The sequence below is a fragment of the Amycolatopsis vastitatis genome, from assembly GCF_002234595.1.
Lineage (GTDB): Bacteria > Actinomycetota > Actinomycetes > Mycobacteriales > Pseudonocardiaceae > Amycolatopsis > Amycolatopsis vastitatis.
On record NZ_NMUL01000066.1, the window covers coordinates 62,823 to 76,496 of the forward strand.

A 13,674-nucleotide genomic window follows, 5' to 3' on the forward strand; every position below is an offset into this window, starting at 1 on the left:
TCACTTACCTTCGTGCCATCGTCGATGCGCTTCGACACCGCTTCGCCCGCCCGTCCCCAGGAGGCCGCCCGTGGTCACGATCAACGACGTCGCCAACGCGGCCGGAGTGGCCCCCAGCACGGTGTCGTACGTGATCAGCGGCAAACGCTCGATCTCGCCGAAGACCCGGCGGCTGGTCGAGGACAGCATCCGCAAGCTCGGCTACCACCCGCACGCCGGGGCGCGGGCGCTGGCCAGCAGCAAGACCAACGTGCTGGCCCTGGTCGTGCCGCTGCGCACGGACCTCAACGTCGCCGTCGTGATGGAGTTCGTCGCCTCGGCGGTCACCGCGGCCCGCGCCTACGACCACGACCTGCTGCTGCTCACCAAGGACGAAGGACCCGCCGCGCTGCAGCGGGTCGCGTCGTCGGCGATCGCGGACGCGCTGATGGTGATGGACGTCGAAACCGCCGACCCGCGGGTGCCGATGCTGCTGGCGCTCGACCTGCCGGTGGTGCTCATCGGCGTGCCCGACCACCCGGCCGGGCTGAGCTGCGTCGACCTCGACTTCACCGCCGCCGGCACGGCGTGCGTCGCGCACCTGGCCGAGCTCGGCCACCGCTCGATCGCGCTGATCGGCCCCTCCCCCGCGGTCTACCGGCGCGGCACGAGCTACGCGACCCGGTTCCTGCGCGGCTTCGACGAAGCCACGAAGAGCCGGGGGGTGCGGGCGGAATCCCGGGCGTGCGCCCACTCCTACGAAGCGGTGAGCGCCTGCGTGGACGACCTGCTCGCCGCCGACCCGGAGCTGACCGGCCTGGTCGTGCACAACGAGGCCGTGCTGCCCGGGCTGCTGTCGGACCTGCGCCACCGCGGCCTGCGGGTGCCCGAGGACATCTCGGTCATCGCCGTGTGCCCGGACAGCATGGCCGAGCAGCACGTCGTCTCGCTGACCAACGTGGCCATCCCGGCCGAAGAGGTCGGCACCCAGGCCGTCGAAATGACCATGCGCCGGCTCGCCGGCCACGCCACCCCGGAGGTCCGGCTGCTCGGGCCCCGCCTCACCCGGCGCGAAAGCACCGCCGCGCCCCGCCCTTGCTGATCCGGCCAAGGATCAATACAGCCCGGTTCTGCTCCGCCGCCGAAGGAGAGTCACCATGTCCGTAGCCCGTCGCGCCCTCGTCCTGACCGCGAGCGCCGCGTTGCTGGCCGCCTGCAGCCCCAGCCCGGCCCCGTCCGCGTCGAACGGCGCCGGCGCTCCGGCCGCCACGTCGATCACCGAGCTCGACTACTACGCCGACGAGCAGGGCTCCGCCGCGTGGCAGAAGATCCTGGACACCTGCGCCACGCAGACCGGGATCAAGATCGAGCGGCAGAAGGTGCCGACCAACCAGATGCTGCCGAAGGTCCTGCAGAGCGCCAGCTCGAAGACCCTGCCGAACCTCCTGTTCACCGACAACCCGACGCTGCAGCAGGTCGCCGCAACCGGCGCGCTGACGCCGCTGACCGACTACGGCATCACCACCGACGGCTACTACCCGAGCATCGTCAAGGCCGGGACCTACCAGGACAAGCTGTACGGTGTCGCCCCCGGCGTCAACGGCCTCGCGCTCATCTACAACAAGGATCTTCTGCAGGCCGCGGGCGTCGAGCCGCCCAAGACCTGGGACGAGCTGAAGGCCGCCGCGGCGAAGCTGACCAAGGACGGCAAGTACGGCCTCGCCTTCTCCGCCATCCCGTCCGAAGAGGGCACCTGGCAGTTCCTGCCGTTCTTCTGGAGCAACGGCGCCGAACTGTCGCAATTGGACTCACCGAAGTCGGCGCAGGCGCTGCAGTACGTCACCGACCTGGTGAACTCCGGTTCGGCGTCGAAGTCCGTGGTGACCTGGAACCAGAACGACGTCGCCGACCAGTTCGTCGGCGGCAACGCGGCGATGATGATCAACGGGTCGTGGAACATCGCCCGGCTCGACGAGCAGAAGTCGCTGCACTACGGCGTCGTGCCGATCCCGGTGCCGCAGGCCGGCGGCAAGCCGGTGGTCGCCCTCGGCGGCGAGGTCGGCACCATCCCGGTCACCGGCGGGCCCACCCAGCAGGCCGCCGGCAAGGTGCTCTCCTGCATCCTGTCCGAGCCGACGATGCTCGAGTGGAGCAAGGCGCACGCCTACATCCCGTCGAAGACGGCCACCGCGCAGAAGTTCGGCACCGAGCAGCCGTCGATGCAGGCGTTCGTCGACGAGGTCGGCACGGCCCGCTCCCGCACCGCCGAGCTCGGCGAAAAGTACCCGAAGGTTTCGCAGGCGCTGGCCGACGCGCTCCAGGCCGCACTGACCGGGAAGACGCCGGTCGACCAGGCGCTCAAGGCCGCGCAGCAGGCGAGCGGCTCGTGACGGTCGCCGCCGCCCCGACGGTCTCGGCACCGCCCCGCGCGAACCGGAAGTCCCGGCGGGACCACCGGTTCGCCGCGTGGGCGTTCCTCCTGCCGGCACTGGCCTACATCATCGTGTTCTTCGGCTATCCCCTGGTCGCGAACCTGGTGATGAGCACCCAGAACTACACGGTGAAGTCGTTCTACACCGGCGAAGCGCCGTTCGTCGGCTTCGCGAACTACTCCGCCGTGCTGAGCAGCCCGCTGTTCTCGACGGCGGCGCTCAACACCGTGCTGTTCACCGCCGGGTCGCTGGTCTTCCAGTTCGGCATCGGCCTGGCGCTCGCGGTGTTCTTCAACGGCCGCTTCCTCGGCAGCGCGCTGCTGCGGTCGCTGCTCCTGCTGCCGTGGCTGCTGCCGCTGGTGGTCAGCGGGGCGATCTGGCGGTGGATGTTCGACCAGGACCACGGCGTGCTGAACGCGGGCCTGCGGTTCGTCGGCCTCGACGCGGTGCCGTGGCTGAGCAGCACCAGCTGGGCGCTGCCGGCGGTGATCCTCACCAACATCTGGATCGGCATCCCGTTCAACCTGGTGATCCTGCACGGCGGGCTCCGCGCGATCCCGGCGTCGCTCTACGAAGCCGCTTCGCTGGACGGCGCCGGCCCGTGGCAGCGGTTCCGGCACGTCACCTGGCCGCTGCTGCGGCCGGTCACCGGGATCGTGCTCATGCTCGGGCTGGTCTACACGATCAAGGTGTTCGACGTGATCATGGTCGTCACCGGCGGCGGGCCGGCGAACGCGACGCAGACGCTGACAACGTGGTCGTACCGGCTGTCCTTCCAGGACTTCGCGTTCGGCCAGGGCGCGGCGGTCGGCAACATCCTCATCGTGGTGGCGACCGTGTTCGGGCTGCTGTACCTGCGCTCGGCGAAGGCGACCTTGGCGGAGGCGGCGGCATGAAGACGTCGAACTGGCCGCGGACCGTCGCCGGCGTGCTGATCGTCGCGGTGCTGCTGTTCCCGCTGTACTGGATGGTCAACGCCTCCCTGCAGCCGAGCGGCGCGCTGCTGCGCCCGGACCCGGCGTTCTTCCCGGTCGGCGGCACCCTGGACGGCTACCGGAAGGCCGTCGCGACGCAGGGCCCGAACCTGCTCTCCAGCGTCATCGTCGCGCTCGGCACGGTGCTCGTGTCGCTGCTGGTGGCGGCACCCGCGTCCTACGCGCTGGCGCAGCTCAAGGTGCGCGGCGGCCCGGCGCTGGTGTTCGTGCTGCTCATCGTGCAGATGATCCCCGGCATCGTGATGGCCAACGCGCTGTACACGGTGTTCAGCAACCTCGGCCTGATCGACAACTACGTCGGGCTGGTCCTCGCGGATTCGACCGCGACCATCCCGTTCGCCATCCTGCTGCTGCGGGCGTTCATGATCTCCGTGCCAAGGGAGCTCACCGAAGCGTCCCGAGTGGACGGTGCGGGGTACTGGCGGACGTTCTTCTCGATCATCCTGCCGGTCAGCCGCAACGCGCTGGTCACGGCCGGGCTGTTCTCGTTCCTGTTCGCCTGGGCCGACTTCCTGTTCGCCGTCACCCTCACCACCGGGCAGGTGTTCGAGCCCATCACGGTGGGCATCTACCGGTTCGTCGGCAACCAGTCCGCCGACTGGAACGGGATCATGGCCACCGCCGTCCTCGCCGCGGTCCCCGCGGCCGTCCTGCTCGTCGTCGCCCAGCGTTACGTCGTCGCCGGGCTGACCAGCGGCGCCGTCAAAGACTAGTTTCTTCCAAGGAGACACAGCGTGATCGCCACGACCGAAGACGGCCGCTCGCTCGAAGTCCGCGTGCGGCACGAGGTGCTGCGCATCGAGCCGTGGGGCGACGGCAGCCTGCGCGTGCGCGCCGGGCGGCACCGCATCCTCGACGACGTCCCGGGGGCACTCCTGCCCGCGAAGCCGTCCGCCGCGACCGCCTCGGTCGAGGGGCGGACCGGCCGGGTGGTCAACGGCGCCCTCACCGCGATCGTCGAGATCGCCGACACCGACACGGGGATCGACGCGCAGCTGCGGTTCGTCCGCACGGACACCGGCGAGGAGCTGCTGTCGGAGCAGCGCGCGCACTTCTGGTGGCCGGGGGCGCGGCTGTTCATGCCGTCGCGCAACGGCTACGGCCGCCTCGAACAGCGGTTCACCGCCTACGACGACGAACGGATCTTCGGCCTCGGCCAGCGCACGCACGGCCGGCTGGACCAGAAGGGGCTCGTGCTCGACCTGGTGCAGCGCAACGCCGAGGTGTCGGTGCCGTTCCTGCTGTCCAGCCGCGGCTACGGGTTCCTGTGGAACAGCCCCGCCGTCGGCCGGGTCGAGCTGGCCGCCAACGGCACCCGCTGGGTCGCCGACGACGCGCGGCAGATCGACTACTGGGTCACCACCGGCGACGGGCCGCGGCAGATCCTCGGCCACTACGCCGACGCGACCGGCCACGCACCGATGCTGCCGGAGTGGGCGGCCGGGTTCTGGCAGTCCAAGCTGCGCTACCGCAGCCAGGACGAGCTGCTGGCCGTGGCGCGGGAGTACCACGAGCGCGGCTTGCCGCTATCGGTGATCGTCACGGACTTCTTCCACTGGACGCACCTCGGCGACTGGAAGTTCGACCCGGCCGAGTGGCCCGATCCGGCCGGGCTGGTGCGGGAGCTTTCCGGCCTCGGCGTCAAGCTGATGGTGTCGGTGTGGCCGTCGGTCAACCCGCTGTCGGAGAACTACCGCGAGCTGCACGAGAACGGCCTGCTGGTCGCCACCGAGAACGGCGTCCCGTTCCACGCGCCGTGGAAGGACAAGGGCTTCGACGTCGAGATGCCGGTGGCGTTCTACGACGCGACGAACCCCGCGGCGCGGCGGTTCGTCTGGAACAAGATCAAGCAGAACTACTACGACCTCGGCGTCCGCGCGTGGTGGCTGGACGGCGACGAGCCGGAGATCCAGCCCGGCCACCCGCACAACCTCGGCTTCCACGCCGGTCCGGGCGCGGAGGTGTTCAACATGTACCCGCAAGCGAACGCGCAGACCTTCCACGACGGCATCCGCGCCGAAGGCGACGACGAGGTCGTGCTGCTGTCCCGGTCGGTGTGGGCGGGCAGCCAGCGGTTCGGGGCCGCACTGTGGTCGGGCGACGTCGGGGCGACGTGGGCGTCGCTGCGGGCGCAGGTGCGGGCGGGGCTCAACGTGGCGGTCGCCGGGATCCCCTGGTGGACCACGGACATCGGCGGCTTCCACGGGGGCGACCCGGACTCGCCGGAGTACCGCGAGCTGATGGTGCGCTGGTTCCAGTACGGCGTGTTCTGCCCGCTGTTCCGCCTGCACGGCTTCCGCGACCCGCGGCCGGCGTTCGGCCCGGAGATGACCGGCGGCCCGAACGAGGTCTGGTCGTACGGCGACTCGGCGTACGAGGCGATCTCGGAGTCGTTGCGGCTGCGCGAGCGGCTGCGGCCGTACCTGATGGAGCAGATGCGGGTGGCGCACGAGCAGGGCGTCCCCCCGATGCGCCCGGTGTTCGTGGACTTCCCGGCGGACCCGGCGGCCTGGGACGTCTCGGACCAGTTCCTGCTGGGCCCGGACGTCCTGGTGGCGCCGGTGCTTTCGCCCGGAGTCACCTCCCGGAGCGTGTACCTGCCCTCGGGTGCGGTGTGGACGGACGCGGTGAGCGGCGAACGTCACGAAGGCGGGATCACGATCGAAGCAGCGGCGCCGGCGGACCGGATCCCGGTGTTCCTGCGGGACGAAGCGGAGCTGCCGATCCGCGCGCAGTAGCGGTTAAAGTGGACCAGTGAGTCCAAAGCTGACCGCGAAAGGCGCCGCGACGCGGCAGCGGATCGTCGAAGGTGCGGCGGCCGAGATCCGCGAGCGGGGTGTCGCCGTCACGACGCTGGACGACGTCCGGGCGCGGACCGGGACGAGCAAAAGCCAGCTCTTCCACTACTTCCCGGACGGCAAGGAGGAGCTGCTGCTGGCGGTGGCCCGCTTCGAAGCGGACCAGGTCCTCGAAGTCCAGCAGCCGCAGCTGGGCGAGCTCACCTCGTGGGCCGCGTGGCGGCGGTGGCGCGACACGGTCGTCTCGCACTACCGCGGACGGGGGCAGCACTGCCCGCTCAACGTGCTCATCTCCCAGCTCGGCCGCGCGACGCCGGGTGCGCAGGCCGTGGTGAGCGAGATGCTGCGGCGGTGGCAGGACGAGATCGAAGCCGGTGTCCGGCACATGCAGACGGCCGGTGAGGTCGACGCGGCGCTCGACGCCGGACGCGCCGCGGCCGCCCTGCTGGCGGGCCTCCAGGGCGGCGTCGTGGTGATGCTGTCGACCGGCCGCATCGATCATCTCGAGGCGGCCCTCGACGTCGGGATCGAGAACCTGCGGGCGAGCGGGAGCCGGTGATCCCGGCTCCCGCTCCCGAAAGTCAGGCGGACTTGATCGCGGAGATCTCGAACTCCAGCGTGACCTTGTCGCTGACCAGCACACCGCCGGTCTCGAGCGCGGCGTTCCAGGTGATGCCGTAGTCCTTGCGGCTGATGGCGGTCGAGCCCTCGAAGCCGATCCGGTCGTTGCCGAACGGGTCCTTGGCCGAGCCCTCGAACTCGAACGGGACGGTAACCGAGCGGGTCACGTCCTTGATCGTCAGGTCGCCGGTCACGTCGAAGCTGGTCTCGCCGGTCTGCTTGATCTCGGTCGAGGTGAACGTGATCTGCGGGTACTCGTCCATCGACAGGAAGTCGTTGCTCTTCAGGTGACCGTCGCGGTCGGCGTTGCGCGTGTCGATGCTCTGGGCCTGGATCGTCACCTGGACGCTCGACTTCTCCGGCGCGTCGCCGTCGATGGTCGCGGTGCCGGTGAAGTCGTTGAAGCTGCCGCGCACCTTGGTCACCATGGCGTGCCGGGCGACGAACCCGATCCGCGAGTGGGCGGCATCCAGGGTGTACTCACCGGTCAGCTGGGGGTAGGTGGTCGCGCTGGTCATGCTCTTCTTCTCTCCTCGTCGGACGCCCCCCAGTGATTGAGGGCTCAACAACACTGTACTCACTTTGGCTGGTTGCGCAAGCAAGCTTTCGCTAGACTCACCGGTATGGGTGATCTGTCCGCGCTCGACCTCGAAGAAGCCGCCTTCTGGCGGCCGCTGATGCGCATCATGACCGCGCTGCCGCGCGCGCTCGAGGACCAGTTCCTGCCCGAGACGGGCCTCACCATCACCGACTACGGGGTGCTGGTCGCCCTGTCCGAAGCGCCGGACCACCTGCTCCGCATCTCGGCGCTGGCCGCGACCACCGGGCTGTCGCTGAGCCGGATCAGCCGGGTGGTCGACGCCCTGACCCGCCGCGGCCTGGTCGAGAAGCGCCGGTGCGCCGAGGACGGGCGCGCGTCCAACGCCGTGCTGACCGAGGCGGGATTGGCCAGACTGGAGGCGGCCTACCCGGGCCACCTCGCCCGCGTGCGGGCTTCGGTGTTCGACCACCTGAGCGCCGAGGACATCCACGCGGCCGGGCCGGTGCTGGCCCGGCTGGCCGCGGCACTGGACACCGCTCCCCCCACCGACGACTGCTGAGGATGCCGATGACCGACAAGGGCGAGTACAAGCGGGACCAGAACTACCTCCCGGACCGCATCACCGCCGACGGCCGTGACGGCTGGCCCGTCGAGCCCGGCCGGTACCGGCTGGTCGTCGCGCGGGCGTGCCCGTGGGCGAACCGCGCGGTGATCGTGCGGCGGCTGCTGGGCCTGGAGCCGGTGCTGTCGATGGGCATCGCCGGGCCGGTGCACGACGAGCGGAGCTGGAGCTTCGACCTCGACCCCGGTGGCCGCGACCCGGTGCTGGGCATCGAGCGGCTGCAGGAGGCGTTCTTCAAGCGCGACCCGGACTACCCGCGCGGCATCACGGTGCCGGCCTTCGTCGACATCCCGAGCGGCAAGGTCGTCACCAACGACTTCGCGCAGATGACGCTGGACATGTCGACCGAGTGGACGGCGTACCACCGCGAAGGCGCCCCCGAGCTGTACCCGGAGAAGCTGCGGGACGAGATCGACGACGTCGCGCAGAAGGTGTTCACCGACGTCAACAACGCGGTGTACCAGTGCGGGTTCGCCCGGTCCCAAGAGGCGTACGAACACTCCTACCGGAAGCTGTTCTCCCGGCTCGACTGGTTGTCCGAGCGGCTGGCGGACCAGCGGTACCTGGTCGGCGACACGATCACCGAGGCGGACGTCCGGCTGTTCACCACGCTCGTGCGGTTCGACGCGGTCTACCACGGCCACTTCAAGTGCAACCGGCAGAAGCTCAGTGAGCTGCCGGTGCTGTGGGCCTACACCCGCGACCTGTTCCAGACGCCCGGGTTCGGCGACACGATCGACTTCGCCCAGATCAAGGAGCACTACTACGTGGTGCACAAGAACGTGAACCCGTCCGGGATCGTCCCGCTGGGCCCGGACGTGTCCGGCTGGCTGACCCCGCACGACCGCGAGCAGCTGGGCGGCCGCCCGTTCGGCGACGGCACCCCGCCCGGCCCGCCGCCCACCGAAGAGAGGGTGCCCGCGCTCTGATTTCTTGGTTACGGTGATCACCATGGAACGCCTGCGCGATCGACGGATCCTGGTCACCGGAGCCGGTTCCGGCATCGGCCGGGCCACCACCCTCCGCCTGCTCGACGAAGGGGCGAGAGTCGTCGCCACCGACATCAAGGGCGTCGACGAGCTGCCCGCGTCTCCCGGCCTGAAGACGTTCACCATGGACGTGGCCGACGAGACGTCGGTGGCCTCCGGGCTGGCTTCGGCCATCGACGTGCTCGGCGGCCTCGACGTGCTGGTCAACGCGGCGGGCATCCTGCTGGCGTCGCACACGCACGAGACTTCGCTGGAGCTGTGGAACCGCGTGCTGGCGGTGAACCTGACGGGAACGTTCCTGGTGACGCGCGCGGCCCTGCCCGCCCTGCTCGAGAGCGGCAAGGGCGTGGTGGTGAACTTCAGCTCGACGTCGGCGTCGTTCGCCCACCCGTACATGGCGGCGTACAGCGCGAGCAAGGGCGGCATCCAGGCGTTCACGCATTCGCTGGCGCTGGAGTACGCCAAGCAGGGCCTGCGCGCGGTGAGCGTCGCCCCGGGCAGCGTGAAGAGCGGCATCACGGACTCGGCGGCGAGCTGGCTACCGAAGGACCCCGACTTCTCGCTGTTCGGCAGGCTGCTGCCGATCCTGCCGACGGACCTGACCACGGAGGTCGGCAACCCGGTGGCCGGCCCGGAGGCGGTGGCGGGGGTGGTGGCGATGCTCGCCTCGGACGACGGCAAGTTCATCACGGGCACGGAAATCCGCGTCGACGGCGGCACCCACACCTAGGTCGCGTCGGCATACCTCGCGGACAGGACCCGCAGCCGCTCAGCCAGCTCCGGCGGCGACTCCACCTCGAACGGCACGTCCAGCATCCCGACGACGAACGCCACGAGGTCGAACGACTCCGTGGCCAGCTCGAGGCGGCAGGTGCGCGAGTCGATCGGCGTCACCTCGCCGTCGACGCGTCCCACCAGCTCCGAGGCCCGTGCGTGGATCTTCAGCCGGCAGCGATGCGGCCACATCTCGCGGCCCATCGTCCGCTTCAAGTACGCCGTCAGGTCGCCGTCCGGCGGGGAACGGTGGGTGAAGCGGGGGCCGTTCGGGGTGCGCAGCGTCAGGCGGTCGGCGCGGAACGTGCGCCAGTCCGTGCGGGCGGTGTCCCAGCCGACCAGGTACCAGCGGCGCCCCCAGGACACGAGCCGGTGCGGCTCCACCGACCTGCGCGACGACGTGCCGTCGTGGCTCACGTAGTCGAACCGCAGCGTTTCGGCGAACCGGATCGCCGCCGACACCGCCGTGAGCACCGCCGCCTCGACCACCGGACCCCGCACCGGGAGCGCCAGCATGCTCGACTCCAAGGCGGCCACGCGGTGCCGGAGCCGGGACGGCAGTACCCGCTCCACTTTGGTCAGCGCCCGCAGCGACGCTTCCTCCAGCCCCGAGACACCGCCGGTGTGCAGGCCGACCACCACCGCGACCGCTTCGTCGTCGTCGAGCAGCAACGGCGGCAGCTCGGCGCCCGCGCCCAGGCGGTAGCCGCCGACCGGGCCCATCACCGCGTCCACCGGGTAGCCCAGCTCCCGCAGGCGGTCGACGTCGCGGCGGACCGTCCGCGTCGTCACGCCCAGCCGCTCGGCGAGCTCGGTGCCGGACCAGGCTCGGGCCAGCTGCAGCAACGACAGCAGCCGCAGCAGGCGGCCAGGGGTTTCCCGCATGACCGGCAGTCTGCCCGACGTATAGGACCGGTGCTGTCCTACAAGGTCGTCAGGCTGCGCTCATGGACCCGTTCCGCATCGACATCCCGCAGGCCGCCCTCGACGAGCTGCGCCACCGGCTCGCCCGCACCCGCTGGCCGGGCGAGCTGCCCGGCGCCGGCTGGGCGTACGGCGTCAGCGAGACCTCCCTCGCCGAACTCGTCGAATACTGGCAGGACAGCTTCGACTGGCGGGCGCAGGAGGCCCGGCTCAACGCGTTCCCGCAGTTCACGACCACGATCGACGGCCAGCGCGTGCACTTCCTGCACGTCCGCTCCCCCGAGCCCGGCGCGAAGCCGCTGATCATGACCCACGGCTGGCCGAGCACGGTCGCCGACTTCCTCGACGTCCTCGGCCCGCTCACCGATCCGCGCGCCCACGGCGGCGACCCGGCCGACGCGTTCCACGTCGTCGCACCGTCGGTCCCCGGCTTCGCCTTTTCCGGTCCCACCGCCGAACCCGGCTGGAACACGCGCCGGATCGCCAAATCGTGGGCCGAGCTGATGCGGCGGCTGGGCTACGAGCGCTACGGCGCCCAGGGCGGCGACTTCGGCAGCATCGTCTCCCCCGAGCTGGGCCGGATCGCGCCCGGCTCGGTGCTGGGCGTGCACGTCAACGCCGTCGCGAACGCCGGGGTGCCGACCGCGCCCGGCGACCTCGAGCGGCTGTCCGAAGAGGACCGGAAGCGGGCGCGGGAGAACGAAACCTGGTGGTACGCCCACTCCGGTTACGCCACCCAGATGGCCACCCGCCCGCAGACCCTCGCCTACGCCCTCAACGACTCCCCCGCCGGGCAGCTCGCGTGGAACCTGGAGTGGTTCGTCGACTGGGACCCCACGGCGACCGGCCAGACCCCGGTGAGCCGGGACGCGATCCTGACCGACGTGACGATCTTCTGGCTCACCGGCACCGCCGGCTCGGCCGCGCGCCTCTACCTGGAGGCGGGTCAAGACGGCTGGGGTGTGCGGCCGGCGCCGTCCGGGGTGCCGACGGCGGTGGCGAACTTCCGCGGCGACCACGCGATCCGCGGCCTGGCCGCACTGTCGAACACGGTCACCCGCTGGTCCGAGTACGACACCGGCGGCCACTTCGCGTCGCTGCAGGCGCCGGACGTGCTGGTGCGGGACATCCGGGAGTTCTTCCGCGCGCTCTAGTCCACAGTGGAGGCTCGGCGGCGGCGGCGGTCGACGGCGCCGTCGAGCAGGGGCCGCAGTTCCGCGACCACCGTGTCGAGCGGCGCGACGTCCCGGTGGGCCCGCGCCAGGACGATCGCGCCCTCCAGCGCACTGAGCATGAGCACGGCCAGCGACGGGCTGCGGGCCGGCGGCACGCCCAGCTGCTCGAGGGTGGCCGCGACCGGGCGCTGCCAGCCGTCGAACGCCTTGCCGACCGCTTCACGCAGGTCGTCGCTGGTCGCGGCGGTGTCGGCGACGGTCGCGACCAGCGGGCAGCCGGCGTCGAAGCCGGCCGTGGTGAACTCGTCGCGCCACTGGGCGGCCATGGCTTCGAACAGCTTCCCGGGTGTCGGGTCCTCGAGCTTCGCGGCGACGCGGGCCACGCGCCGGGCGGCGTAGTCGCCCGCCCAGGCGACGGCTTCGGCGATCAGCTGGTCCTTACCGCCCGGGAAGTAGTGCTGCAGCGACCCCCGCGGGGCTTCGGCGTGCGCGACCACGTCCCGCATCCCGGTCGCCCCGACACCGTGGATCCGCACCAGCTGCGCGGCGCTGAGCACGATCCGTTCGCGCGGTGTCCTGGTCATCGACCGCCTCCTTCATGACGTCCGTCATGGTAGCCCAGCCGGGCACGACCAGCGCGAAGTCGCGCTCGCCGCGTTCGTACGCCGGTACCGGGCGGAAGCCCTGGCCCAGCAGAAGCGCCTCAGCACCAGTGTTCCCGGCCTGCACGGTGGCCCGCACGGTCCAGCCCGGCCAGCGCCCGGACGCCCACAGCCACCGGCTCAGCGCGGTGCCGATCCCCTGCCGCTGCCACGCGTCGGCGACCAGCACCCCGACCTCGGCCTCGCCCGGGATCTCCGCGACGAAGTTGAGCAGGCCCACCGGAGTGCCACCGGAGAAGGCCAGCAGCGCGACGCCGCCCGGCGGGCCGGCGAGCAGGAACCGCTGGTAGCGGCGGAAAACCTCAGCAGGCCGGGCCGGTCCGCCCATCATGAACCGGCGCCGCAGACTGTCCGGCGAGCAAGCCGCGACGAGGGCGGCGACACACTCGCGGTCCGCTTCGCGCACCTCTATGACGGTGGTCATAGTCCCATCAGAGCACACCCCGGCCACCGGCACACTATGACCGCTGTCATAGATCGGCTGGGACCGCCCGATTCGCCCGCGACGCGGCCGGGTACGTTGCCGTGGCCGCGCTCCCCCACCGCGAAAGGCGTCCCGATGCAGCTCTACGCCGAACGGCCGATCCGCCGCACCGCCCAGCTCGTCAGCGACCTGCTCGCGTTGCTGCTCGTCGTCTTCGCGGTGTGGCTGGGAACGTCGGTGTACGACCAGGTGGCGAAGCTTCGCGCGCCCGGGGACGGGCTCGTCGACGCCGGCACCGGCCTGCGCGGCACCTTCGATTCGGCCGCGAGCTCCGCCGACCGGATCCCGCTCGTCGGGGACGCGCTCGCGAAGGCGCTGCACGGCGGCTCGAACGTCGGGACCAAGCTCACCGACGCGGGCCGCTGGCAGATCGAGGCCGTCGAGAACCTGGCGTGGTGGATGGCGGCGATCATCATCGCCCTGCCGGTGCTCACCCTCGTGGTCACCTGGCTGCCGCTGCGCTGGCACTACACCCGCCGCGCCACGGCGGCCGCGCGGCTGCGCGCCCTCGGCGACGAAGGGCTGGACCTCCTGGCCCTGCGGGCTCTGGCCACGCAGCCGTTGGGGCGCCTGGCTTCGGTGGGCGAACCGGCCACCGGCTGGCGGGAGCGCGACCGGGACGTCATCGAGAAGCTGGCCGGGCACGAACTGGCCCGGCACGGCCTCGCCCCGTGAGCC

The 13,674-nt window shown here is 71.1% G+C and carries 15 protein-coding genes; 11 read left to right on the forward strand and 4 right to left on the reverse strand.

The features are described 5' to 3' along the window. The first annotated feature begins 70 nt into the window (after positions 1 to 70). Genes CF165_RS44360 through CF165_RS44385 form a run of 6 tightly spaced genes read left to right on the forward strand, consistent with a single transcriptional unit; the run spans position 71 to position 6,763 of the window. Entirely contained in the window at positions 71 to 1,081 is a 1,011-nt protein-coding gene (locus CF165_RS44360) for a LacI family DNA-binding transcriptional regulator (protein WP_093953605.1), read from the forward strand. A 55-nt stretch (positions 1,082 to 1,136) separates the two neighbouring features. Further along, positions 1,137 to 2,369: an ABC transporter substrate-binding protein gene (locus CF165_RS44365; RefSeq protein WP_093953606.1), complete on the forward strand. Its 1,233-nt coding sequence runs from the start codon at positions 1,137 to 1,139 to the stop codon at positions 2,367 to 2,369. Next, positions 2,366 to 3,307 carry a carbohydrate ABC transporter permease gene (locus CF165_RS44370; RefSeq protein WP_093953607.1) on the forward strand — a complete coding sequence of 314 codons (942 nt, stop codon included), beginning with the start codon at positions 2,366 to 2,368 and terminating at the stop codon, positions 3,305 to 3,307. The genes CF165_RS44365 and CF165_RS44370 overlap by 4 nt, the downstream gene beginning before the upstream one ends. Further along, positions 3,304 to 4,119, forward strand: coding sequence for a carbohydrate ABC transporter permease (locus CF165_RS44375; protein ID WP_093953608.1), 816 nt, complete (start codon positions 3,304 to 3,306; stop codon positions 4,117 to 4,119). The genes CF165_RS44370 and CF165_RS44375 overlap by 4 nt, the downstream gene beginning before the upstream one ends. A 21-nt stretch (positions 4,120 to 4,140) precedes the next feature. Then, the gene (locus tag CF165_RS44380; protein ID WP_093953609.1) at positions 4,141 to 6,144 is read left to right on the forward strand and encodes a glycoside hydrolase family 31 protein; all 2,004 of its coding nucleotides are present in this window, start codon (positions 4,141 to 4,143) and stop codon (positions 6,142 to 6,144) included. A 16-nt stretch (positions 6,145 to 6,160) separates the two neighbouring features. Beyond that, the gene (locus CF165_RS44385; RefSeq protein WP_093953610.1) at positions 6,161 to 6,763 is read left to right on the forward strand and encodes a TetR/AcrR family transcriptional regulator; all 603 of its coding nucleotides are present in this window, start codon (positions 6,161 to 6,163) and stop codon (positions 6,761 to 6,763) included. Positions 6,764 to 6,785: 22 nt separating this feature from the next. Here the strand turns inward: CF165_RS44385 and CF165_RS44390 are convergent, their stop codons facing one another. Further along, the gene (locus CF165_RS44390) at positions 6,786 to 7,343 is read right to left on the reverse strand and encodes a YceI family protein (RefSeq protein ID WP_093953611.1); all 558 of its coding nucleotides are present in this window, start codon (positions 7,341 to 7,343) and stop codon (positions 6,786 to 6,788) included. Between the two features lie 105 nt (positions 7,344 to 7,448). Between CF165_RS44390 and CF165_RS44395 the strand changes: the two genes are divergently transcribed. The 3 genes from CF165_RS44395 to CF165_RS44405 are packed head-to-tail and all read left to right on the forward strand — an operon-like array spanning position 7,449 to position 9,707. Next, positions 7,449 to 7,925: a MarR family winged helix-turn-helix transcriptional regulator gene (locus CF165_RS44395; RefSeq protein ID WP_093953612.1), complete on the forward strand. Its 477-nt coding sequence runs from the start codon at positions 7,449 to 7,451 to the stop codon at positions 7,923 to 7,925. Positions 7,926 to 7,933: 8 nt separating this feature from the next. Further along, a complete protein-coding gene (locus tag CF165_RS44400) occupies positions 7,934 to 8,917 on the forward strand; it encodes a glutathione S-transferase family protein (protein WP_093953636.1) in 984 nt (327 codons plus the stop codon). Between the two features lie 22 nt (positions 8,918 to 8,939). Continuing rightward, positions 8,940 to 9,707, forward strand: coding sequence for an SDR family NAD(P)-dependent oxidoreductase (locus CF165_RS44405; RefSeq protein ID WP_093953637.1), 768 nt, complete (start codon positions 8,940 to 8,942; stop codon positions 9,705 to 9,707). On the opposite strand, the gene CF165_RS44410 is transcribed toward CF165_RS44405, so the two are convergent. Continuing rightward, positions 9,704 to 10,636, reverse strand: coding sequence for a helix-turn-helix transcriptional regulator (locus tag CF165_RS44410; protein WP_093953613.1), 933 nt, complete (start codon positions 10,634 to 10,636; stop codon positions 9,704 to 9,706). The genes CF165_RS44405 and CF165_RS44410 overlap by 4 nt on opposite strands. A gap of 62 nt (positions 10,637 to 10,698) precedes the next feature. On the opposite strand from CF165_RS44410, the gene CF165_RS44415 reads away from it, so the two are divergent. Then, positions 10,699 to 11,829, forward strand: coding sequence for an epoxide hydrolase family protein (locus tag CF165_RS44415; RefSeq protein WP_093953614.1), 1,131 nt, complete (start codon positions 10,699 to 10,701; stop codon positions 11,827 to 11,829). On the opposite strand, the gene CF165_RS44420 is transcribed toward CF165_RS44415, so the two are convergent. Further along, entirely contained in the window at positions 11,826 to 12,356 is a 531-nt protein-coding gene (locus CF165_RS44420) for an LmrA/YxaF family transcription factor (RefSeq protein ID WP_439098549.1), read from the reverse strand. The genes CF165_RS44415 and CF165_RS44420 overlap by 4 nt on opposite strands. Continuing rightward, a complete protein-coding gene (locus tag CF165_RS53115) occupies positions 12,289 to 12,936 on the reverse strand; it encodes a GNAT family N-acetyltransferase (protein WP_240522084.1) in 648 nt (215 codons plus the stop codon). The genes CF165_RS44420 and CF165_RS53115 overlap by 68 nt, the downstream gene beginning before the upstream one ends. Before the next feature lie 135 nt (positions 12,937 to 13,071). Here CF165_RS53115 and CF165_RS44430 point away from each other — a divergent pair, with 135 nt between their 5' ends. Next, the gene (locus CF165_RS44430) at positions 13,072 to 13,671 is read left to right on the forward strand and encodes a hypothetical protein (protein WP_093953616.1); all 600 of its coding nucleotides are present in this window, start codon (positions 13,072 to 13,074) and stop codon (positions 13,669 to 13,671) included. Positions 13,672 to 13,674 lie beyond the last annotated feature (3 nt).